The sequence below is a fragment of the Pseudidiomarina sediminum DSM 21906 genome (genome assembly GCF_000423165.1).
In the GTDB taxonomy this organism is placed as follows: Bacteria; Pseudomonadota; Gammaproteobacteria; order Enterobacterales; family Alteromonadaceae; genus Pseudidiomarina; species Pseudidiomarina sediminum.
In genome coordinates, this window is record NZ_AUHL01000007.1 from 117,950 (window position 1) to 141,269 (window position 23,320).

General features: G+C 50.1%; 21 protein-coding genes. 14 read left to right on the plus strand and 7 right to left on the minus strand.

The window, feature by feature from the left end; translation table 11 throughout:
* The first annotated feature begins 13 nt into the window (after positions 1-13).
* The 6 genes from G535_RS0103925 to G535_RS0103950 are packed head-to-tail and all read left to right on the plus strand — an operon-like array spanning position 14 to position 3,950.
* Positions 14-874 carry a DUF3014 domain-containing protein gene (locus G535_RS0103925; RefSeq protein WP_026860873.1) on the plus strand — a complete coding sequence of 287 codons (861 nt, stop codon included), beginning with the start codon at positions 14-16 and terminating at the stop codon, positions 872-874.
* Positions 875-904: 30 nt separating this feature from the next.
* A complete protein-coding gene (locus G535_RS0103930) occupies positions 905-1,510 on the plus strand; it encodes a lysophospholipid acyltransferase family protein (RefSeq protein ID WP_026860874.1) in 606 nt (201 codons plus the stop codon).
* A 50-nt stretch (positions 1,511-1,560) separates the two neighbouring features.
* Complete coding sequence (gene ribH, locus G535_RS0103935; protein WP_026860875.1) at positions 1,561-2,025, plus strand: 6,7-dimethyl-8-ribityllumazine synthase; 465 nt, start codon at positions 1,561-1,563, stop codon at positions 2,023-2,025.
* 13 nt (positions 2,026-2,038) lie between these two features.
* The gene (gene nusB / locus G535_RS0103940) at positions 2,039-2,458 is read left to right on the plus strand and encodes a transcription antitermination factor NusB (protein ID WP_026860876.1); all 420 of its coding nucleotides are present in this window, start codon (positions 2,039-2,041) and stop codon (positions 2,456-2,458) included.
* A gap of 12 nt (positions 2,459-2,470) precedes the next feature.
* Positions 2,471-3,445, plus strand: a complete 975-nt coding sequence (gene thiL, locus G535_RS0103945) for a thiamine-phosphate kinase (RefSeq protein ID WP_026860877.1) — start codon at positions 2,471-2,473, stop codon at positions 3,443-3,445.
* Positions 3,429-3,950: a phosphatidylglycerophosphatase A family protein gene (locus G535_RS0103950; RefSeq protein ID WP_084616777.1), complete on the plus strand. Its 522-nt coding sequence runs from the start codon at positions 3,429-3,431 to the stop codon at positions 3,948-3,950. The genes thiL and G535_RS0103950 overlap by 17 nt, the downstream gene beginning before the upstream one ends.
* Here G535_RS0103950 and dxs read toward each other — a convergent pair.
* From dxs to xseB, 3 genes are read right to left on the minus strand one after another with little or no spacing between them, the layout of a single operon-like run.
* Positions 3,912-5,798 (minus strand): 1-deoxy-D-xylulose-5-phosphate synthase, encoded by a 1,887-nt coding sequence (dxs, locus tag G535_RS0103955; protein WP_026860879.1) that lies wholly within the window; start codon positions 5,796-5,798, stop codon positions 3,912-3,914. The two genes, G535_RS0103950 and dxs, sit on opposite strands and share 39 nt — an antisense overlap.
* 4 nt (positions 5,799-5,802) lie before the next feature.
* Complete coding sequence (locus tag G535_RS0103960; protein ID WP_026860880.1) at positions 5,803-6,690, minus strand: farnesyl diphosphate synthase; 888 nt, start codon at positions 6,688-6,690, stop codon at positions 5,803-5,805.
* Positions 6,687-6,935, minus strand: a complete 249-nt coding sequence (xseB, locus tag G535_RS0103965; protein WP_034727567.1) for an exodeoxyribonuclease VII small subunit — start codon at positions 6,933-6,935, stop codon at positions 6,687-6,689. The genes G535_RS0103960 and xseB overlap by 4 nt, the downstream gene beginning before the upstream one ends.
* Before the next feature lie 122 nt (positions 6,936-7,057).
* Between xseB and thiI the strand changes: the two genes are divergently transcribed.
* Positions 7,058-8,566: a tRNA uracil 4-sulfurtransferase ThiI gene (gene thiI / locus G535_RS0103970; RefSeq protein ID WP_026860882.1), complete on the plus strand. Its 1,509-nt coding sequence runs from the start codon at positions 7,058-7,060 to the stop codon at positions 8,564-8,566.
* On the plus strand, positions 8,529-8,954 hold the full coding sequence (locus G535_RS0103975) for a VanZ family protein (protein WP_157981198.1): 426 nt from the start codon (positions 8,529-8,531) through the stop codon (positions 8,952-8,954). Before thiI ends, G535_RS0103975 begins: the two co-directional genes overlap by 38 nt.
* Here G535_RS0103975 and srmB read toward each other — a convergent pair.
* Positions 8,938-10,152 (minus strand): ATP-dependent RNA helicase SrmB, encoded by a 1,215-nt coding sequence (srmB, locus tag G535_RS0103980; protein ID WP_026860884.1) that lies wholly within the window; start codon positions 10,150-10,152, stop codon positions 8,938-8,940. The two genes, G535_RS0103975 and srmB, sit on opposite strands and share 17 nt — an antisense overlap.
* 92 nt (positions 10,153-10,244) lie before the next feature.
* Here srmB and G535_RS0103985 point away from each other — a divergent pair, with 92 nt between their 5' ends.
* The gene (locus G535_RS0103985; RefSeq protein ID WP_157981199.1) at positions 10,245-10,901 is read left to right on the plus strand and encodes a tRNA1(Val) (adenine(37)-N6)-methyltransferase; all 657 of its coding nucleotides are present in this window, start codon (positions 10,245-10,247) and stop codon (positions 10,899-10,901) included.
* 8 nt (positions 10,902-10,909) lie between these two features.
* Here G535_RS0103985 and G535_RS0103990 read toward each other — a convergent pair whose 3' ends face one another.
* The 3 genes from G535_RS0103990 to G535_RS0104000 are packed head-to-tail and all read right to left on the minus strand — an operon-like array spanning position 10,910 to position 15,305.
* A complete protein-coding gene (locus G535_RS0103990) occupies positions 10,910-12,586 on the minus strand; it encodes a dipeptidyl-peptidase 3 family protein (RefSeq protein ID WP_026860886.1) in 1,677 nt (558 codons plus the stop codon).
* A 34-nt stretch (positions 12,587-12,620) separates the two neighbouring features.
* The gene (rdgC, locus tag G535_RS0103995) at positions 12,621-13,529 is read right to left on the minus strand and encodes a recombination-associated protein RdgC (protein WP_026860887.1); all 909 of its coding nucleotides are present in this window, start codon (positions 13,527-13,529) and stop codon (positions 12,621-12,623) included.
* Positions 13,530-13,559: 30 nt separating this feature from the next.
* Positions 13,560-15,305 (minus strand): sensor histidine kinase, encoded by a 1,746-nt coding sequence (locus tag G535_RS0104000; protein WP_026860888.1) that lies wholly within the window; start codon positions 15,303-15,305, stop codon positions 13,560-13,562.
* Positions 15,306-15,513: 208 nt separating this feature from the next.
* Here G535_RS0104000 and G535_RS12830 point away from each other — a divergent pair, with 208 nt between their 5' ends.
* From G535_RS12830 to G535_RS0104025, 5 genes are all read left to right on the plus strand, one after another.
* Positions 15,514-16,983: a hypothetical protein gene (locus G535_RS12830; protein ID WP_034727571.1), complete on the plus strand. Its 1,470-nt coding sequence runs from the start codon at positions 15,514-15,516 to the stop codon at positions 16,981-16,983.
* Positions 16,984-17,053: 70 nt separating this feature from the next.
* Positions 17,054-19,687 carry a TonB-dependent receptor domain-containing protein gene (locus G535_RS0104010; RefSeq protein WP_026860889.1) on the plus strand — a complete coding sequence of 878 codons (2,634 nt, stop codon included), beginning with the start codon at positions 17,054-17,056 and terminating at the stop codon, positions 19,685-19,687.
* A gap of 131 nt (positions 19,688-19,818) precedes the next feature.
* Positions 19,819-21,096: a mechanosensitive ion channel family protein gene (locus tag G535_RS12835; RefSeq protein ID WP_241970491.1), complete on the plus strand. Its 1,278-nt coding sequence runs from the start codon at positions 19,819-19,821 to the stop codon at positions 21,094-21,096.
* A gap of 91 nt (positions 21,097-21,187) precedes the next feature.
* Positions 21,188-21,961: a DUF3450 domain-containing protein gene (locus G535_RS0104020; RefSeq protein ID WP_026860890.1), complete on the plus strand. Its 774-nt coding sequence runs from the start codon at positions 21,188-21,190 to the stop codon at positions 21,959-21,961.
* A gap of 3 nt (positions 21,962-21,964) precedes the next feature.
* Positions 21,965-23,320 carry a MotA/TolQ/ExbB proton channel family protein gene (locus G535_RS0104025; protein ID WP_420834816.1) on the plus strand — a complete coding sequence of 452 codons (1,356 nt, stop codon included), beginning with the start codon at positions 21,965-21,967 and terminating at the stop codon, positions 23,318-23,320.

The following is a 23,320-nucleotide window of genomic DNA, read 5'->3' on the forward strand; positions in this document are numbered from 1 at the left end:
TTAGGAGTCGTCTATGCGTGATCAAGCACCAAGCTACCCGTCCAAGCAAGCAGGTAAAACAGCCGTCATTGTGACGTTACTTATTGTTATTGCTCTTGCGATTGCGACCTTATGGTATTTGGCGAAAGACACCGAACCGGCTCCTGCACCTATCGAAAAACCTGTTGACCTCGCACCGCCACCGGCCGAAGTCACTGAAACCGAGATTGACCCGCCAGTAACTGAGCCTGCGGATACCGTTGAGCTAGAGGAAACTGCCGCCACTCCAGAGGCAGAGCCTGTTGCACCAGCAAAACCGTTGCCGAAACTGGCGGAAAGTAACGATGAAATTCTGCAACGCCTTAGCGAAGCTGAGCAACCGATTGAACCACTTCGCAGTGAGCAATTGATCCGTGATGCGGTGGTTTTTGTGGATAACCTTCGCAACGGTGTGGTGGTGAAAGAAGCGGCCATCATCGAAGGTCCTAAGAGTCGTTTTCGGGTGCTTGAGCAAGACGGCAAGATTTATATCGACCCACGCTCGTATGACCGCTACAACACCATTGTGGATTGGTTTGTGAGCCTTGATAACGCGGTATTGATTCAGTTAATGAATGAGTACCAGCCCCTGTTAAAAGAAGCATTGGCGGAGATCGGTTACCCTGATACCGCACCGAAAACGGTGTTATTCGAAGCGATTGAGGTGTTGCAAGCAACCCCGTCGGTGGGAACCGTCATTGAGCTTACCGATGAGTCTGTAATGTATCGTTATGCTGATCCGGCGTTAGAAGCCTTACCTGCAGCACAAAAACAGATGTTGCGCTTGGGCCCTGATAACATGCGTCGCATTAAAGACAAGCTGGAAAGTTTGCATAATGCGATGTTGACCAACTAATCATGCTGGTCTGCAACGGAGCACCGCACGTTGACTACACCCACTGTAACGATTCCAGAGCATCTTCAGGCGCCATTCCCGACCCGCGGCAATCGCTTTAGTCGTTGGGTCGGACGTACTGGCATGCGCCTGCTTGGCGGTTGGCGTATTGAAGGGCAGTTACCAGACACGCGCCAAGCCATTATTCCAGTCGCGCCGCATACGTCAAATTGGGATTTCTTTGTCGGCGTTTTCGTGATGTTGGCGTTGGGACTAAAACTTTCCTACCTTGGTAAACACACGATTTTCCGCTTTCCAGTGAACGGCCTGTTGCGTTGGCTTGGTGGTATTCCCGTTGATCGTCGCTCTGCGCAAGGTGTGGTGGGGCAAATGGTCGAGCAGTTTAAACAACGTGATGAGTTAATTCTTGCCTTAGCGCCAGAAGGTACGCGTACGCGTGTACAAGAATGGAAGAAAGGTTTTATCCATATAGCGAAGTCAGCCCAAGTGCCGGTGGTACCGGTGGCGATGGACTTTGCGCGGAAGGTTGTCGATATTCGTCCGCCGATGATGATTAGGGGCGATATTGACGCGGAATTACAGCGCGTGAAAGCTGCTGTCGCGCATGCGGTAGGTAAGAATCCTCAACATGCTTGAAATTGATTTTTGTGCTATTATCGCGCGGATTTCTTTAAAAGGATGCAAACATGAAGGTTATTGAAGCTGGTATCGCAGCACCAGGTAAAAAATTCGCCCTTGTGGTATCACGATTCAACCACTTTGTTGTCGATAGCTTGCAAGACGGCGCCGTGCAGGCACTTAAGCACTACGGCCAAGTGGCTGATGACGCAATCACAGTGGTGAAAGTGCCTGGCGCTTACGAATTACCTTTGGTCGCGAAAAAACTAGCTGCAAGCGGTAATTACGACGCCATTATTGCCATCGGCGCAGTTATCCGCGGTGGTACGCCACATTTTGATTTTGTTGCCGGTGAGTGCAACAGCGGTTTGAGCCGGGTCATGCATGAGTTTAATGTACCTGTCGCTAACGGCGTAATTACCACAGATACCATTGAGCAAGCCATCGAGCGTAGCGGCACTAAAGCCGGTAACAAAGGCGCTGAAGCAGCCTTAAGTGCGCTTGAAATGGTTAACGTGCTCGACCAGCTTTAAAAGAGGATTTTTCATGAAACCTGCTGCTCGCCGGAAGGCGCGTAAACTTGCTGTACAGGCCATCTACTCTTGGCAGTTGAGTGAGAACAGTATGAGCGATATCGAAGCTCAATTTCTTACTGACAACGATACCAGCAAAATCGATGTTGATTATTTCCTCGCGCTAGTGCGCGGTGTTGCTGGCCAAGTTAAAGGTTTGGACGATGCCCTTTCTCCATTCTTAGACCGTCCGTTGGCGGAGCTGGATCAAGTTGAGCGCGCGGTGTTGCGTTTGGCTGCTTTCGAGCTGCGTGATCGTTTGGACGTACCTTATAAAGTCGCTATTAACGAAGCGATTGAGCTCGCAAAATCATTCGGTGCTGATGAAAGTCACCGCTTTGTTAACGGTGTGCTCGACAAAGCTATCGATAGCTTACGTCCTGCACGCAAATAAGCGAATGCCCGCATGGCTTTCGGCGAATTTGATCTGATCCAGACGTACTTTACGCAGCGTTGGCACACCCGTGACGACGCTGAAGTAGGTATTGGCGATGATGGCGCGATTTTGACGCCGGCGGAAGGCTCGCAACTGATCGTTGCGACCGATACTATGGTGGCTGGCGTACATTTCGATGCACAAACCCCAGCCCGCGCCATTGGTCATAAAGTGGCCGCAGTGAACCTCAGTGATCTTGCTGCAATGGGGGCTGAGCCGGCTTGGCTGTCCTTAGCTTTGACCTTGCCGCAGTTGGACCACGATTGGTTAACGCACTTTAGCCAAGGCTTGCGTGAGATCTGCGAATATTACAATTGTCAGCTTATTGGTGGTGATACTACGCAAGGTCCGTTGACGGTTACAGTCACTGCGCAAGGCTTTGTTCCACAAGGTCAGGCGCTCCGCCGTGACGGCGCTAAGCCTGGCGATTGGATTTATGTCAGTGGCACTTTAGGTGATGCTGGCCTAGCACTTGCTGCGCAGCAGCATCGTGCGCACATCTCGGATAATCACTATCATCGTGTGCTTGAACGCTTGTATTTTCCTTCGCCACGGGTTGCTCTGGGGCAGAGTCTGCGCGAAATTGCGTCGAGTGCGATTGATATTTCTGATGGCCTTGCGGCCGATCTTGGACATATTCTTAAAGCCTCACAAGTGGGGGCCCGTATCGACGTTGATGAACTTCCTATGAGTTTAGCGTTAACGGAGTCGCTTACCGCGGATGAAGCCATTGATTATGCGTTAAGCAGTGGTGATGACTACGAATTGTGTTTTACGGTACCAGAGAGCCGTCGCGGTGTGTTTGATACCTTAGTTGCACGTCATAGTGCAAAACCAACCTGTATTGGCCGTGTGACCAATGAAGCCGGGCGCTTGAAGTTAGAGCGCGATGGTGAAACCTGGCAAGCGCCTTCGACTAGATTAGGCTATGAGCACTTCAGTTAAGCCGAAGCAAACACCCATTCCACGTGTGTCGGCCAAATGGTTGGCGCACCCTGTGCATTTCTTTTCGCTGGGTTTTGGTAGCGGTTTGGCGCCCAAAGCGCCGGGTACCTTTGGCACCCTCGCCGCCGTGCCGCTCGCGATTGCCTTACATCTGCTGCTCGCACCTTGGGCCTATGTTGCTGTGGCAGCTGTGGCCGGAATGGTCGGTATTTGGCTATGCCGGGTAACGGCCGATGCTTTGAAAGTACATGATCATCCGGCGATTGTATGGGATGAAGTGGCAGGCTATTTGCTAGCGCTGAGCTTTTTACCGCTTAATTGGGTGACAGTGGTGGGGGCTTTTGCGCTGTTCCGCTTCTTCGACATCGTTAAGCCTGGACCTATCGGTTGGTGCGATCGCCGTTTAGAAGGTGGTTTGGGAATTATGGCTGACGACTTGCTTGCAGGGGTCGCCAGCGCACTTGTCTTACATCTCGGCTATTTTCTCGCGAATACGCTGCTCTAAACCTGCAGCATCTAAACCAAGCTCCTGACGGATCTCGTCTTGACTACCGTGTTTAATAAATTGATCAGGTAAACCAAGCAGGAGCAACTGGGTCTGTAGCCCTTGTTGGTGGATAAATTCACTGATCGCACTACCTGCACCACCAGCAACGACGTTATCTTCGACACTGACCAACAGGTCATGGCTAGCGACAAGCTCTGCGATCAAGGCTTCATCCAACGGCTTCACAAAGCGCATATCCGCCACCGTAGCATCCAATGCTTCGGCGCAAGGTAAAACGTCATGTAAGGCGGTACCGAAGCTTAAAATAGCGACTTTCTTGCTACTGCTTTCACGCACCACACGCGCTTTACCGATAGCGAGTTGCTGCAATTCAGCGTCAATGTCACAGCCAATGCCATTGCCACGCGGGTAGCGTACTGCAGCAGGGCGACCTAATGTATGACCGGTATAAAGCATGTTGCGGCATTCGTTTTCATCACTTGGTGCCATGATCACTAAGTTTGGAATACAACGCATATAGCTTAAATCGAATGCCCCTTGGTGGGTCGGACCATCGGCGCCGACAACCCCAGCGCGGTCAATGGCGAATAACACCGGCAAGTCTTGCAAAGCAACATCATGGATCAATTGATCATAGCCGCGTTGTAAGAAGGTCGAATAAATGGCGACGACAGGGTGGTAGCCGCCAATGGCAAGCCCTGCACCAAAGGTTACTGCATGCTGCTCGGCAATAGCGACATCATAATATTGCTTAGGGAAGCGTTGTGAGAACTCGACCATACCTGAACCTTCACGCATGGCGGGTGTCACGGCCATGAGTTTAGGATCGCGCTCGGCCATTTCACAGAGCCAGTCACCGAAGACCTTAGAATAGGAAGGTGTTGCCGACGGCTTGCTTGGTAGTGACGTGGTTGCAGGATCAAACTTAGGTACGCCATGGTAGCCGATAGGATCTTTCTCAGCCGGCGCATAACCTTTGCCTTTACGGGTCACGATATGTAGGAACTGTGGACCTTTCAGATGGCGCATATTGCGCAGCGTCGATACCAGCAAGTTGACATCATGGCCGTCGATAGGGCCGATATAGTTAAAGCCTAGTTCTTCGAAAATAGTACCCGGTGCGACCATGCCCTTCATGTGCTCTTCGGCACGGCTAGCAAGATGCTGAATACCAGGCATACCTTGCAGAAGCTTTTTACCGCCTTCGCGCAATGAGGTATAGAACTTACCAGAGAGCACGCGCGCCAAATGGTTATTCAACGCACCGACATTCTCCGAAATGGACATGTCGTTATCGTTGAGAATTACTAACATATCAGGTTTGATATCACCGGCATGGTTCATCGCTTCAAATGCCATACCAGCGGTCATGGCACCGTCACCAATAATAGCGACGACCTTTTGCTCATTGCGCTCATGTTGTGCGGCAACGGCCATGCCAAGGGCAGCACTGATTGAGGTACTGGAATGTCCGACACTCAAGGTGTCGTATTCACTTTCAGGACGCCATGGGAATGGATGAAGACCGTCTTTTTGGCGGATCGTATGCAACTGCGCTTTACGGCCCGTTAAAATCTTATGCGGATAGGCTTGATGGCCTACATCCCATACCAGTTGGTCATGCGGGGTGGCATACACGTAGTGTAGCGCCACGGTCAGTTCAACCGTGCCCAAACCTGAGGCCAAGTGACCGCTACTTTGGCTGACGGAGTTTAATAAAAACTCACGTACTTCAGCGCAGAGCTGCGGCAGTTGGCGTTCGTTCAGGGTGCGAATATCTGCCGGTGTATCGATAAGATCGAGGAGCGGATAGACGCCCTGCTGCGAACGAGAATTAGATGACATGCGATTAATGATCCCGATTGAGCAATTGTTCTGCAAAATTTTCTAGTAACTCGGTATTGTAGGGGATTCTGTGCAGTGCTTGAAGTGCTTTGTTATGTAATTGCTGAAGCTTTACGCGCGCGCCGTCGAGGCCAAGCAGTTGTACGTAAGTACTCTTTGCCGCCGCTTCGTCTTTACCGTTTGTTTTTCCGAGAGTTTCCGTCGAGCTGGTGACATCAATAATATCGTCTCTGACTTGGAACGCTAACCCTAACCAAGTCGCAAACTCGGCAAAGTCATCGGCATGAGCTTGTGCAGCATCATCGCCGGCGAGCACCCCAACTTGCACCGCAGCGATAATCAAAGCACCGGTTTTTAGTTGGTGTACTTGCTCTAATTCCGCTTCCGTCAACTGTTTGCCAGTGGCTGCCAAATCAAGCGCTTGTCCGCCACACATGCCGCGACTTCCGCTGGCCTTACCAAGCACACGTAGCATCGCGATTTGGCGACCGGTATCGACGTCTAATCCCGGTTGGCTGAGCAGTTCAAAGGCTAAGGTTTGCAGCGCGTCTCCGGCTAAAATCGCCGTCGCTTCATCAAAGGCACGGTGGCAGGTGGGCTGGCCGCGGCGTAAGTCATCATCATCCATCGCAGGTAAGTCATCGTGGATAAGCGAGTACGCGTGGATACACTCAATGGCTGCCGCGGCATGATCAAGCGCGCGTGATGGCGCGTTGCAAAGCTCACCGACAGCGTACGTTAAAAACGGCCGCACGCGCTTGCCGCCAAGCACCAACGCGTAGCGCATGGCATCTTGTAGACGGGCAGCTGGTGAAACGAAATGTTCAAGATGGTGATCTAACACGCGGTTAATGTCGTCGCGTTGACGTGCGAGTAACCCTTGCAAAGTCACGAGCGCTCATCTCCTTCACTACTGTTCTGTTCAGCGAATGGGGTTAGTGTTTCGCCGTTTTGCTGTTGTAACAGCTGGCTGACTTTCTGCTCTGCCTGTTGCAATTTTTCTTGGCTGAGGCGTGAGAGTTTTACGGCCGTTTCGAATTCTTCTAGTGCTTTTTCTAAAGGCAGCTCGCCTTGTTCAAGTTTCAGCACAATCTTTTCGAGTTCCGTAATGGCTTGTTCTAATGATAAGTCACTCATAGTGTTATCCAGTGTAGATGGGCGCATCAGGTGCTTCGTATCGCGCACAAGTTACCCTGATTCCGATGGACCGTCAAATCAGTTATACTAGGGCGTTTTAACGCCAAATAAAGTGCTCTTCCATGAAATTCGTTATTCGCTTACACGCCGAAATCACCATCAAAAGTAAAGGTGTCCGCAAACGTTACGGCAAAGTGCTCGTAAATAATCTGAAAAAGATCCTACAACGGGTCGACTTACCTGCCTCATCTCCGTTAAAAGTAGTGTGGTGTTGGGATCGCATTGAAGTGAAAACCGCCAGTCAAGATCCGCTGGTGGCGGCACAAATCAATGAAGAGCTACAACATGTGCCTGGTATTGCTTGGTACAGCCAATCTCATGAGCTGGAGTTGAATGATACTGAGCAAGCGGACTTTACGCCGATTTTGGCACAAGTCTTGGCGATTTGGTCAGACCGTCTCGCGCATCGTAGCTTTGCGGTGCGGGTGAAACGAAAAGGCAAGCATGGGTTCAGCTCGCTTGACCTCGAACGTTACATTGGCGGCGGCGTTTTACAGCAGGTGGAAGCAACGCGCGTTGATTTGAAAAAGCCGGATGTTGAACTGCGCATTGAAGTCGATAACGAAATTGTGCGGGTGTTTGGCGACAAACAACAGGGGTTAGGTGGTTTCCCGCTGCCGACCCAAGAAACTGTGGTGAGCTTGTTGTCAGGTGGTTTTGACTCAAGTGTGGCGAGTTATCAGTTGATCCGCCGTGGCGCGCGAACGCATTTTTGCTTCTTTAACCTCGGTGGCGATCGACACGAAACTGGCGTACGACAATCGGCGTATTTTTTATGGGAAAAATACGCAAGTTCGCACCCATTGAAGTTTATTAGTATTGATTTTGCTCCTGTGGTTGAAGAAATTTTGACGCAGGTCGACAACGGTTTGATGGGGGTGGTGTTAAAACGTCAGATGTTACGTACCGCACAAATCGTGGCACGTCGTATTAATGCGAGTGCTTTGGTCACCGGTGAAGCGCTTGGACAGGTATCGAGCCAGACCTTGAGTAATTTGAGTGTGATCGACGAAGCCGTCGAGACCCTAGTGTTACGTCCGTTAATTACGATGGACAAGCAAGAGATTATTAACCTTGCGGAGCACATAGGTACAGCTGATATTTCGCGTAGCATTCCGGAATATTGTGGGGTCATTTCGGTGAAGCCGACGGTAAAAGCGCAGCGTGATGCAATTGCCGAGGAAGAGGCTAAGCTTGATCCTGAACTCCTTTGGCGCGTTGTGAAAGCGGCCAAAGTGGAAGAAGTTCGTCATATTGGCGAAGTGACAGATGAGCAAGTGCACGCTGTCAGTGAAGTAGAACAAACGAGTGGCGATGAAATCATCATTGATATTCGTAGCAGTGACGAACAAGAGTTAAAACCGCTACGCAGTGCTGATGTAGGTGTACCGGTTGAGCATATTCCGTTTTTCAAATTAGCGACAGCTTTTACGGAACTTGCCACCGACAAACACTATCTACTTTACTGTGAGAAAGGTGTCATGAGTAAGCTGCAAGCGCTCTATTTACAGGAGCAAGGGTTTACTAACGTTGGTGTTTTCCAGCCGAAGCAAAAGGGGTTGGAGCTGTAATCACAAGGAAAAGCACATGAGTCGGAAGAAAAAATGGTCTGTAGTCATCTTTTTAGTGCTGTTGGTGGTGATCACGACGTCGTTTATGATGCAGATCTCCACGGGCGGCCTTCCGACGTTCCCACACATTGATAAGGTCGTTCATTTCGTCTTTTTCTTTGCGTTGGCGTGGGCATTTTATCATGCCTTTCCAATTCCCATTGTCTGGGCGTTATTGATTTTGACGGCGTATGGTTTTCTGGTTGAGTATGTGCAGGGAACCTTGCCGCATCGTAGCGCCAGCTATGGTGATTTGTTGGCAGACGCCGCGGGTGCTGGGAGTTTTTACTTGTATACGTGGTGGCGCGTTATGCGCCACCGTAAGCGCCAAGCTAAGCTTTCTTCTTAGCTGCCGTCTTTTTACGTTTCTTCTTCTTCGCTTTTTTACGCGGATCAGGGAATTTGAACTGCGGTTTCAATTCGGCAAACACGCGACGTTCAATTTTCTCGCCTTGATAGCGTTCGATGCGGCCAAGCAGGTCGGCATCGTGCGCTTCAACTAAGGCAATGGCAACCCCTGATTTGCCAGCACGACCCGTGCGACCAATACGGTGCAAATAGACATCGGCTTGGCGTGGTAAGTCAAAGTTCACCACCAGCTCCACATCTTCAATATCAATCCCACGCGCAGCAATATCCGTCGCGATCAAGGTCGCGTCGCTGTAGGTTTCCATCCGTGCGATGATTTTCTGACGCTCATCTTGCGGCATGTCGCCACGTAGGGTGAGGTTCTTAATTTCCGCACTCCACAACTTGGCGGAGAGCTCTTCAACTTTTTCACGAGTACGCACGAAGATCACGCGACGCCCCGGATAATCTTTTAACAGCCGGAGGAGTAGTTGCAGTTTATGCTCGGCGGTGTCGGCTTGATACCAGCGTTGCAAGATTTTACCTTTCTCTCGCTTCGGTGGCTGCACCACAATGTGTTCAGGCTCTTTTTGAATCGCTGCGGAAAATTTCAGGACACCGGCACTTTCTAATGTCGCCGAGAACAACAGCGTCTGTTTGAGGTGCAATGCTGACTGCGCAATCATCTTCACCGGCTCGGCAAAGCCCATATCGAGCATACGGTCAGCTTCATCAATGATCAGCCACTCAATGTGCTCCAACTCGTATTGATCGGCATTCAGCAAATCGAGCAAACGCCCCGGTGTTGCCACCAAAATGTCATGTGGCTCTGCTAAAAGTGCATGTTGGGTACCGTAATTGACGCCACCGGTAATAAGCACGGTACGTAGGCCTGCGGTTTCTTCAAAGGCATCGGCTTGCTCAGCGATTTGCTGCGCTAACTCACGCGTAGGTGCCAAGATAAGCACGCGGGCGCTGCCCGGCTGCTGGCGCGGGAAATCGAGCAAATGTTGCAGTGCAGGTAGCAAAAACGCTAAAGTCTTGCCGGTGCCCGTAGGCGAGTTGACCAATAAATCTTGGCCAGCAAGCGCCGCCGGAATTACGGCTTGCTGAACTTTAGCTGGTTTATTCAGCTCGGCAGCGAGCAAAACATCAATTAACTCGTCGTCGAGTTCAAGTTGATCCCAATCTGGGGTCATGGTGCATTCCTTCCGTTGCAGCAAAAGCTGTGTTTGGGGTCAAAATGGGCTTTCAATGTCGGCAATTTTATATCAAAGATGACCAATGTGCGATGAAAGTCAGCACAGATAGTCTCATTCTTGGCAGCTATGTGCCTCTGGAGGAGGTTTCCAGCGTGCTCGACATGGGCACCGGCAGCGGTTTACTGGCGTTAATGCTGGCACAACGCGCACCCACGGCACAGGTTGATGCCTTCGATGCAGATCCGCAAGCAGTGGCGCAAGCGCAAGCAAATGTGGCGGCCAGTCCTTGGCCTTCTCGTATCAAGGTAGAGCAAGCCTGCGTGAGTGATTGGCAGGGGGCTTACCATTACCAACGTATTGTTGTAAATCCGCCGTATTTCAGCGGTCATTTGGACAGTAGCTCACAGCAGCGGCAGTTGGCGCGCCAAGGGCAGGTGACGCCTATGGCTTGGCTTGAATGTGCCTTGCGGAATTTGGCGTTAGACGGACAGCTCTACTGGGTTTTACCAGTCAGTCAAACGGAATTGTGGGGTGAGATTGCCCGAGGCTTAGGTTTGAAGAATTGCCGCACCCTGCAAGTGAAAACTACCGCACGTAAACCAGTGAAGCTGATGATTCAAGGCTGGCAGCGCGGCACGCCAAGCGAAGTGGTGGTTGAGCAACTGGTTATTCATGCTCAAGGTGGTGACTATAGTGAGGCGTATCGGCAACTGACCGGCGCATTTTACCTCGCCGGTCAGTACTAGTGACAGGGTTACAGGCCGAGCTGTTGTTTGCCTTGGTTGAAGGTGATATCCACTGGGATATTTGCTTCTGAGAGGCGGTCAAGATCGGCTTGGAGCTGAGGGCTCACGTTGCCCATCTCGTCAAACAATTGACCGACACCGTCGTAATCACCGTCGCCTTGTAAAGTTAAGATCTTCTCTGACAGGCTCGCCATGGCGCTGCGCATCGCGTCCATATCAACAGCATATTGACCTTGTTCGTTGCGCGTGAAAGCACCGGCTTCGGCAAAGTAGTTAAAACGGATCATGTTGGCTTTACCGTGTGCACTTGCTGCACCGAAGCGCACCGAACGGAAGATCCCCGCCAAGAAGGTGGTGTAAAAATCTTCCAACTGCCCATCAGTGAGCACGCCTTTCTCAAGTAATTGCGTCACCATGTAAAGGCCAAGAATATCGGCTTTACCTTCTTCAAGTGGTGAAGCATGTTCTTTGAGCGCTTGTCGCACTGGGCCTTCGCCGGTGATGGTGTTCTTGATGCCTAGGCCGTGCGCAACTTCGTGGAACATGGTATTGGCAAAAAACGCATCAAAGGTGATGTGTTTGCGTTGTTCCGGAACAATTAGTTCGTCAGCGATGGGCACTAAGATTTCGTCAAACTTCGCCCGCATAGCATTTTTCAGCTGCAAGCGGCGTGTGCCTTTCTCAAGCTGAACTTGCTCATCGTTAGGGAGGTTGATAGCGATGGTTTTGCTGCCAGCATTCGAGTGTCCCGCATAGTACACGACATCGTACGCATTCAATTGCGCGCCAGCGCCAGGTACTTCGGCTTTGTACTCGGCGGCGACCGGCAGTCCTTGTTGCAATTCTGGCAAGTAAGCCGCGTATTTTTCGAGGCGTTGGCTCCATTCCATGTCTTTAATCAACACGTACGATTCGAATCCTGCGCGATACCCGTAGAGCTGGTCTTCGTAGGTTTCGATTGGACCGATGACCACATCAATGGCATTGTCGGTCATGTCCATCCAAGCGAAATCAGAGGCTTGATATTGATTGCTCTCAAAGGCTGTGGCGCGCATGGCCAAGTAATTCGCAAAAGCTTCGTTTTCGGCGAGTTTTGAGGCTTGACGCAATAAGTCAGCAGCTTCCATCAGTTCCTCGTGAAAAACGTCGCTGTAAGGGACGGAGAAAAGCTCACCTTGTTCGTTGCGCATGACCATAGTGTAGAGATTAATTTTGCCGTCAAAATCAGCTGCTTCGAACTCTTCTTTACTCATGTCTGCTGGGTAGAAGTTCGCACCAGCTGGTTTTTCAGCAAAGCCATTGACCACGGGGGTGTTGTTGTTTAAGCGGTCCCACGGGCCGTAATTGATGGTAACAAAGCGGCGTAAGTCTGGGTCATGGATGTTATCGAGCAGCTCATCTTTATCGCCTGGGTAGGCTTGCTGCCAGAACAAGTCGTCCATAATTTCCGACGCTTCAATCAACAATGCGACCATTTCTTTTTGATTGGTCGACAAGTGGCTGAGGTCAGCGGTTAAATCTACTGGCTGATAAATCGCGAGACGATTTTCATGGCCTGCAACGAGCGTGTAGCCGTCATCAACAGCGGTCTCATCTGCTGGCTCTGAGGGTGTTTTCGGACCGCAACCTGCTAATAAGAGCGCGGCACTTACGCTTGAAAGCGCAAAAAGTTTAGAAAGCGTCATGGGTCACCTTAAAGTTGGTAGAGACGTTAGTTTTTTAATCTACGCTGATGTCATCGTCAAATAAACTGACCAATTGCGGGAAGAAATTATGGATTTCGCTACTCAGCAAGGCAAAGTCGGCATCAATTTTTTCTTCGGCGGTGGCGTCGACCAATTTGTCTTGTTCGTCCATAAGAATATCGGTCGCTTTGAAGCGCTTAATGGCCATGTCTTGTTCAATCACCATCGTTAAACGCTCAGACCATACTACGGCAAGCTTGGTGATTTGCTTGCCATGCTCAAGATGCGCAAGAATTTCAGGGCTGGTGAGCTCGTGGTTTTTACAACGGATAATGCCGCCTTCTTGGGCATCATCCCGTAATTCTGCTTCGTCGCCAAAATCAAAATCGCCCGGCATGTTGCCTTGCTTCAACCACTGGGTGAAGTAAAGCTCGGTTGGGTTTTCGCTAAACCACGGTTTGACTGGTAAGGAGCCTAAGCTGCCGCGCAACAAGCCTAGGAAGTCTTCGGCTTGGGTGCTGGCGGAAGCGTCAACGATGACAATACGGTGGTCCATATCGAGCATTCCCCACGTCAGTTTGAAGCGGGTAAAGGCCTGCGGTAACAATTGATGCACGAGGTCTTCTTTCATCGACTGCTTTTCTTTGCCAACGACACGCCGACCTTGTTCGGCTTCCAACGCCTCAATTTGCTCGTCTAGCTGGGCGTTGACGACACTGGCTGGTAATACCTTTTCTTCTTTGCGCGCACAGAATAGGTAGCTTTGGCCAATTTTATGGAACAGCACTTCGCTGCGTGGGCCAAAAGGCGATGACCAGCCAAAGCTGGCCAGTTCGTTACGACCGCATGGCGTAAACACGTGTTCTTCAAGCGCTTGCTCGAGGTTGTCCGTTAATTCAAAGTCATCCGCTAACGTATAAATACGCAAATTACGAAACCACATAAATCGTTCCTTGCTGTTGAATATCGCCGCTTACGCGCGGTCGATCACTTGGATAGGGAGCCTAATGTTATAAGTTAAGCCCTCTTGCGGGGCAGATTTCACGGCAATTTTACCTGTAAATGTCTGCACCACAAGGTTGTGAATAATGTGCGTGCCAAGGCCGCTACCACCGCTATCACGGCGGGTGGTGAAGAAAGGTGTGAATAATTGCTCGAGCTGCTCGGAGGTCAGGCCCTTACCGTCATCTTGATAATCAAGGTGTAGCCAGTCGCCATGTTGTGTGATGTCGAGCCGCAGGTGGCCTGCTTGCTCGTCATCAAATGCGTGGATCAATGAGTTGAGCACTAAGTTGGTGATGATTTGTGCTAAGGCACCCGCATTACAACGTACTTTTATGCCGTCAGGACAGCTAAAGTGAATTTGGTGAGGGGTCGCTTTAAAACGCGGACGTAGTGCTTGAATCACGCTTTCCACATAGGTCTTAACCTCAATTTCGCGCACCGCATCAGAGGTTTGGTCGACCGCCACTTGCTTGAAGCTGGTTAGTAATTCCGACGCGCGGTTGAGGTTGCTTTCCAATAACCCCGCACTTTCTAAACTAGCCCCCAACAATTCACGCAGTTGCGCTTCGGTCAGCTGTTTGGACTCTAATGCCGCGCGCATGGCTTCAAGCTTTTCACTCAGCACGCTGGCAGCGGTAATGCCAATACCCAGCGGGGTGTTCACATCATGGGTAATACCGGCCACCAAGCGACCGAGTGCAGCGAGCTTTTCAGCTTCAATAAGTTGGTCTTGTAAACGTTCAGAGGCGGTCACCGAAGTTTGCAACTGCATGTTAGTTTCACGCAAGTCTTCTTCGATAATTTTGCGCTGACGAATTTCGCGCTCGAGTTTTTCTTGGCGGCGCTCCAACTCATCTTTGCGACGCTCTAAGTCGGTTAAGACCTGACTTAAACTTGAGGTTTTGCGCGCAACTTCCTGTTCCAACATGGCGTTTTGCTCGTCACGTTGGCGGTTCGCCAGTAACAGTTGTTGCTGGGTGCGATGCAAGTCTTCTTGATAATCCTCAAGATTGTCGAGCAACTGGTTATAGGCTTGCTCCAGCATAGTGAACTCGGCATGCCGATTGCCTTTCAGGTTCAGCCGAGAATGCTCTAAGTCATCTAAGCGGAAATTGCGAATTTGCTGCGTCAAAATATTCATCGGTCGGTTCAGCATGCGGTTAAACGCCATGGTGAACAGGACAATCAGAAACGTACTTTTGATGATGGCGTTGCCGATAATGAAATAGAGGCTGATCATTAAGCGTTCAATGGCGATATCACGGGTCGAGAACAAGGTAACGTCGCCGACATGGTTCAAGGTGCCAGCAAATTCAAAGATGATTGAGGAGTAGTAGCCGAATAGCCCGTCATGTTCGTCGATCACATAATCTTCAACATCAGCGTCGAGATTGAGTGCACTAATACTCTCCGTGAGCCCGAGTTTGACAATGATGTCACCGCTGTCATCACGAATAACAATACCTTCAATGGCTGGAATATTGATCAGGCCCTCGGCAATCGACTCTATTTGAGCATTGTTATATTCCCACAAGGAGCGGGCGACCGAGCTACTAAAAGTACTGTGTTGGTTTTTGAGCTCCTGCACCAGTTGGTTTTTAGTATCCGAGTACTCGCCCCAAATCTGCACTATGGTCACCAGGGCCGTCAGTGCAAAATAGACTGACAACACATTGGTTAAAAGTGATTTCGAAATATGGGTCGTGCTCGCCATGCTATCGCTCGCTAAAGATTTGGTTCAGTTTATCGCAACAGCCTAGAAGCGCAACCGTGCAATGTGCTCAATTCCTCGCCATTAAAGTGTCAGCGAACTGTCACACTTGTCATTAAGTGTTCATATGGGCGTAACGCTGCTGTCATATTTCATCCCTAAAGTGCGTTCACGAAAACTTATTTCGTCTTCAAATCCTACGGAGAACATCATGAATCGCACTAAAGCTTTTGCTCTGTCAGCCTTAACCGCATCATTGTTACTTGCTGGTTGTGGTGGTGACATTAATTTGACCCCAACATCAAATGATAACTCAACCAACAATAATGGTGGCGGCACGGTAGACACTAACAACTGTGCGTCATATGAATCAGCTGGCACCGAAGTGCGCGGCGAGAAAATCGGTGCAGACTGCGTCTATCCACGCAGCTTCTCAACTCCAGAAAGCCCATTGCTTGAAGACATTCGTTTGGTGGAATTGCCAGGCGGCGCGCACATCTTCCCGAATGGTTTATACGTGGGTGAGAACACTGAAGTTACTGCTGATGTAAACCTTGATGGCCCAACCTTGACCATCGATGCTGGCGCAACCTTGGCATTTGAAGACGGTGATGCGTTCATCCGTATCGCTCGTGGTGCCAACATTATGGCTGACGGTAACCGCAACGCGCCAATCACCTTCACTTCAGTACAAGAACTTGATGGTTTGATCACTGACCCTAACGCACGTGGCTTGTGGGGCGGTGTCGTTATCAATGGTCTTGGTATCTCGAACAAGTGTGATCAAAACGACCTTGCAAACTGCGTACTTCAAGGTGAAGGCGGCGCTGGTTTCTACGGTGGCGACAACAACGAAGACGATTCTGGCTTGATGCGCTACGTGTTGGTTAAGTATGCAGGCTACGAAGTCTCACTTGATAACGAATTGAACGGTATTACCTTCAACACTGTGGGTTCAGGTAGCACCTTTGAGTACATCCAAGTACACAATAACTTGGACGACGGTATCGAATTCTTCGGCGGCGCTGCGAACGTTAAAAACGTGGTGTTAACCGGTAACGACGATGACTCGTTGGACTGGGCAGATGGCTGGCAAGGTAAAATTCAGTACATCCTCGTTAAACACGCTGATGACCGAGCGAACCGTGCTATCGAAGCCGATGGTAACAGCAAAAACAACGACGCTACCCCGTACTCAAACCCGATCATTGCGAACTTCACTTCAATCGGTTCTTTGACCGCAACAGATGGCTCGGACGAGTCTGAAGGTGTGTTGTTGCGCCAGGGTACGCGTGGTGCATTGTATAACTTCATTATCACTGATGCGCGTGGCGAGTGTTTGGAAATCGACCAAGACGCCACCTTAGCCAATGCTGCCAACGGCGACTTGACCATGTCGAACTCAGTCATCGCATGTCACGAAAACTTTAAAGATGTTGATGCACAGAACTGGTTCCAGGCAGATGCTACCAACGTCACTTTGGATGAAAACGCAACCACGTTGATGTCTGGTTACGTTACGGCTAGCGAATTCAAAGACGCATCAGGCGCTCCAGTGACTGTTACTGCGAAGTCTGATTTGAGCAGCATCGACCCGTTCTTCGATGACGTTGATTTTGTCGGCGCGGTAAGCGAAGACAACGATTGGACCAATGGCTGGACCGTAGGCCTGCGCGACTAATCAAGGAATTGGAGCACATGGATGTGCAACTTTCTCCTGTCATTTTTAAGTCACGCATACGGAGCTTCCTATGAAAAAGCAGGCTGTTTTAACTCACAGTAAACTGGGCTTGGCGATTGCGCTTGCATTGTCGAGTACAGTTGCGCAAGCCCAACAACAAGACGCCTCGGCAGCCGATGCTGCGATTGAAGAGGTGGTCACTACAGGAACGCGTTTGCAAGGCTCTGCTGCTGCCGTTGTTGAAGAGCGCAAAGCACAAGCTTTTGTTGCAGATATTCTTGGCGCAGAGCAAATTTCGCGCACCGGTGATAGTGATGCAGCGTCAGCGTTGCGTCGGGTGACCGGTTTGACCCTTGTTGATGGTAAATTTATTTATGTTCGTGGTCTTGGTGAGCGTTATTCAAGCACGCAATTGAACGGTGCTTCAGTACCATCGCCAGATCCGACCCGTAACGTCATTCCTCTTGATATGTTCCCAGCGAGCATTATCGAGAGTATGTCGGTGCAAAAATCGTACTCACCGGATATGCCAGCCAACTTTGGTGGTGGTAACGTTGATATTCGTACGGTTTCGATTCCGACGGATGAAATCTTTGATATCTCTATTGGTACTGGCTGGAACTCAAACTTTAGCGATGACGGTTTAAGCTACTCAGGTGGTGGTGATGACTGGATGGGTAAAGATGATGGTACCCGTGCGTTGTCGCCAGAAATGTTGAGTGCGCTGGCGCGTTATCAAGAGTCGATCAACAGTGCGAGCATCGCCAGTTTTGAAGGGATCTCGATTGCCGAAGCTAACGAAATTAACCGTCAGCTCGCAGCGTCGATGAACACCGAAAACGAAGTGTACACTGAGTCAATGAAACCTGACCTGAAAGGCTCGTTGACCTACGGTAATAATTACGATTTAGGCAGTGATTTTACCTTTGGCTTCCTCGCTGGTGTGGATTACGACACGGGCTGGTCAAACAGTGAAACGACCGAGAAAGTGCTAGGTATTGCCAACAGCGAGACGGTGATCAACCAAGCGAGTGAAAGTCGCGTCACCACTCAGGATGTTGAAGTAAGTGGTTTGTTGAATTTCGGTTTACAGTGGGGCGATTACCACCGCGTTGAAACCTCGACCATTTTCTTGCGTAATAGCTCGGACCGCGTTGAGCGAGGTGGCATTGAAACGCCTAACTCGATTGATGAAGCGAACTTAAGCTACTACGACACGGACATTCGCTACGAACAGCGCGAGTTGTTGACCAACCAAATTCGTGGTTCACATTACTTCCCTGAGCTTTGGGGTTTTGCGTTGGATTGGCAATACGCTGATTCACGCGCCACCCGTGATGCGCCAGGTGAAGTGTTCTATCGCCAAATCAATGACCGTGACTTGGGTGATGGCGTTGGGAACCTAGCCTTCCAGCAAACCCGTACCGCGACCACCTTGCAGTATCAGATCTTAGAAGATGATGCGCAAGACTGGCGCGTTGATGGTGAATTGCCGTTGTACTTTGGTGGCATGGAAGTGCTGGTCAAAGGTGGTGGACAAGTATCGAAGAAAGCGCGTTCGTCGTTTTCACGTCGTTTCGCTATCAGTGCTGAAGGTGTTGCCAACGAAGCCTTGCAAAACGTTGGCTACAACGACCTGTTCAGCGATGCCAATATCTTAGATGGTGACTTTGGTTTGTCGTTGTTCGGTGCGCCAACAGCAACCGACCCGAACTACCTCGCGGCACAACAAGTTGAAGCGGGTTACGGTCTTGCCGATATCCAGTTGAACAGTGACTGGCGTGTCAGTGGCGGTTTGCGTTGGGAGCAGTACACCCAAGTCGCCGCGCAGCTTGATATTCGTGACATGACCATGATTGGTGATATCGAGAACGCTGGCCGCATTGAAGATGACGTGTATGGTTCGTTAGCACTTACTTATCAGCTGAATGACGAAATGCAATTGCGCTTCGGTTACGGGAGTACGGTTGTACGTCCGGATTTGCGTGAGTTGACAGAGGTTATCTTCGTTGACCCAATCACCAACTTTAAAGTACGTGGTAACAGTGAGTTACTGACCACTGACATCGATAACTTTGATGTCCGTTGGGAATGGTACTTACCGTCTGGCGAAAACTACTCGGTAGCTATGTTCTACAAAGACTTGGCGAACCCTATCGAAGCCGTTGAAGCTAAGGGTACTGACTCGGATCGCGTGATCACCTTCTTGAATGGTCAATCAGGTGAAGTCTATGGTTTGGAATTTGAGTTCCTTAAAGACTTAACCAGTATTGCTGATGGTTTGTTCTTGTCAGGTAACTTCACGTTGTCTGATTCGGAAATCAGCATTGCCAACACCGGTAACGTCGAGTTGACGAATAACACGCGTCGGATGACGGGCCATTCGAAGTACGTGACCAACTTACAGCTAGGTTATGACTCGTTAAATGGTGAACATAGTGCCTCGTTGATCTATAACGTTGCCGGTGAACGGATTGCGTTCGCTGGGGTCAAACAAGGTGAGATGGGCATTGACGATGCGTTTGAGCAACCGTTCCACAGCTTAGACTTTGTTTACACCTATTACCCAGACTTCAACTCGAAGTTGAAGTTTAAGGTGCAAAACATGCTTGGTGAAGATGTTGAGATTGAGCAGAACGATCGCTTGATTCAGACCCGTACGGTTGGCACAGGGATTAGCCTCGAGTACAGCTACTCATTCTAATTCTTGGCACAGTAAGTAAATGACCCACGGGAGCTTCGGCTCCCGTTTTTATTGGCTAGACATCACTGTGGTGACGTCACATAATAAGGCTCCGTGCCTTTTTTATTCTTCAACGCAGGCAGATCGCGACCATGATGCATGATGATCTTCAAGAAACCGTAGACTCCGTCCAACAATGGCTCGTTGAACGTCCCGACATGGACATGTTGGTACACTTGGTTTTGTTGCTGCTTGGTGCGTGGCTGGCGAACTTCATCGTCAAAAAAGTCCTCCTACGTGGTTTGTTGAGCCTCTTAGATTACACGCCTGCGGGTAAAGACCGACAAGCGATTGAGCGTAATATCGTTGCGCGACTGGCCAATGTCGTGCCGGCCTTTGTCTTAGCGTTTGGCATTAAGACAGTACCGAACGTCGGTGAAACACTTGCCACTGTGGTAGTGAATGTCAGTTTTGCCTTTATGGTGATTACTGTGGCAAGGGCGTTGAGTGGCTTTTTGACCATTGTTAATACCGTCTATGACCGCAAACCTGACGCCCACTTGCGTCCGATCAAAGGCTATATTCAGGTCGCTAAAATTGTCATTTACACGGTTGCGACCATTCTCATGGTGGCAGCACTAATTGATAAGTCGCCCGTGATTTTACTCTCGGGTCTTGGTGCCATGGCCGCGGTGTTGTTACTGGTATTCCAAGACACCATTTTGAGTTTAGTCGCGAGTGTGCAAATTACCTCGAACGATATTATTCGTGTCGGTGATTGGGTGGAGATGCCAAACCTCAACGCTGACGGTGATGTGATTGATATTGCCCTGCACCAGGTGAAAGTGCAGAACTGGGATAAAACCATCACCTTTATTCCAACCCGTCGTTTTATTAATGACCCGTTTAAAAACTGGCGCGGCATGCAAGAGTCGGGTGGGCGTCGGATCAAGCGCAGCCTATTGCTCGACCAACAAAGCTTGCACTTTATGAGTGACGATGAGTTGCAAGCAATGAAGCGCTTTCGCTTACTGAAAGATTATCTTGCCGAGAAGCAAAAAGAGATTGATGAGTGGAATCAGGAATTGCGCGAGGCCGGTAAAGAGCCGGTAAATACCCGTCGCATCACCAATATCGGCACTTTCCGAGCCTATGTGAAAGAGTATTTGAAGCATCATGCTTCGGTGCATCAGAACATGACCTTAATGGTGCGTCAGTTGAACCCAACCGCCGACGGTTTGCCGTTGGAAATCTATTGTTTCACCAATACCACCGCGTGGACGGAGTATGAGGCGATTCAATCAGATATCTTTGATCATCTGTTGTCGATCTTGCCAGAGTTTGGCTTGCGCGTGTTCCAACACCCAAGCGGTATTGATATGCGCGAGATGACACGAAACTTACATGAAACTGGCACAAAAGATTCATGATGACATAAAAGTGACATAAACCAGTCACGAACCTGTCACAGAACTGCCGTATCTTGCACACCATCATTCATAACGTGTGCAGGGTGTTTCCATGAAACCAAGTTTCGCTTACGCATTGGTGTTTGCAGGTATGCTTGCAAGCAGCAATGCGATGGCACAGGAGCAGGCGCTAGAGCCTGTCGTTGATGCCGCCAACGAAATTAATCAATCCGCTCGCTCATCGCAGCTTACCGTCGATAAAATCGCTGATTCGACGCAAGAACGGATGCAGCAATACAAGCAAATCAATCGCCAGATTGAGGGCCTTGAAGTTTATGTTCAACAGCTCGAGCGTCAGTTGCAATCGCAACAGGTCGAACAAAACGAGCTGAGCGCTTCTATCGATGAAGTGAGCGTGGTGGAACGTCAAATCACCCCGTTGATGCTACGTATGATCAACAGCCTCGATACCTTTATTGCCCTTGATGTGCCTTTCTTAAACGAAGAGCGACAGTCGCGTTTGGCCAGCCTTGAAGAGCTCATGGATCGTGCCGACGTTGATGTGTCTGAGAAATTCCGTCGGGTCATGGAAGCGTACCAAATTGAAGCTGAGTATGGTCGCACCATCGAAGCTTACAACGGTGAAATGGAACTGGCCGGTCAAACCCAAGAAGTTGAGTTTTTGCGCGTAGGTCGTACGGCGTTGATTTATAAAACCCGTAATGGCGACAGCATGGGTGTTTGGAATCAGCAGCAACGTGAATGGCAACCGCTGGATGCAAGTTATAAAAACGGCATTCAAGAAGCGTTGCGCGTCGCACGTAAACAGTTGGCACCAGACTTATTAATGCTGCCAATTTTTGCTAACGCCCAGGCAGGAGAATAACCCATGATGAAGCTTAAACATTGCCTCAGCGCTCTTGTTTTATTAATGACCGCGCCTGTGCTTGCACAAGAACCGGTGAACTTGGATCAATTGTTGCAACAGTTGAAAGAAGGCAAGTTCGCGCAATCACAAGAAAACCAAGCGCGTGAAGCGCGTTTTCGTTCGCAAGCTGCCGAGCAAGAACAAATTCTACGTGACGCTATTGCCAAGCGTGACCGTTTAGAAGCGCTAAGCTCACGTTTAGAAACTGAGTTTGAAGCGAACGAAACAGAATTGGCGAACTTAGAAGATGCGTTAACGCAACGCATGGGCTCGCTGAAAGAGTTGTTTGGTGTGTTGCAGCAAGTCGCCGGTGATACCGCCAGTAACCTGCAAAACTCGTACGTGTCAGTTGAGTATCCAGGCCGTAGCGAACAATTAAGCGACTTGGCGCAAAAGATGGGCTCAAGCGCGAAGTTGGCCAGTATCGAAGAAATTGAGTCGGTCTGGTACGCCCTTCAGCAAGAGATGACGGAGTCAGGCAAAGTAAGCAAGTTTGACACTACCGTAACCTTGGCCAGTGGCGAGAAAGTAACAAAGCCTGTGGTGCGTGTCGGTACTTTCAATATGGTTGCTGACGGCAACTACTTGGAGCTTATCCCTGGCACCGACGCGGTCGCAGAATTGGTGCGTCAGCCCGGCAGCCGCTATCTGTCAACGGTCGAAGCTCTGGAAGCTGGTGACAAAAGCCCAGTACGTTTTGCGCTTGACCCAACCGGTGGTTCGATTCTTGGTTTGCTCGTACAAGCACCTAGTATCGGTGAGCGTATCGACCAAGGCTCAACGGTTGGTTACATCATTCTTGGCCTCGGCTTGATTGGTCTGCTGATTGCCCTTGAGCGTTTCGTTACCTTGACCCTAATGGGTGGCAAAGTGAAGCGTCAGCTGAAGCAGCAAAAAGCCCAGCAAGACAATCCACTTGGCCGTGTCATGTTGGTGCAGGACAAATATCCGAACGCTGACACTGAAACGCTCGAATTGAAATTGAGCGAAGCGATCTTACGCGAAGTACCGAAGATCACGCGCAACTTAACCTTTATCAAGATTATCTCTGTGGTCGCCCCTCTGCTCGGTTTGTTGGGTACGGTGACCGGTATGATCAATACCTTCCAAGCGATTACCTTGTTTGGTACGGGTGACCCGAAATTGATGGCCGGCGGTATCTCGCAAGCCTTGGTGACCACGGTACTTGGCTTGGTGGTAGCGATTCCGATGACCTTGTTGTTCGCAACGCTGAACACGCGTAGTAAGAACTTGGTGCACGTACTGCAAGAACAAGCGTCTGGAATTATCGCGGAGCGCTCTGAGCGAGGTCAGTAA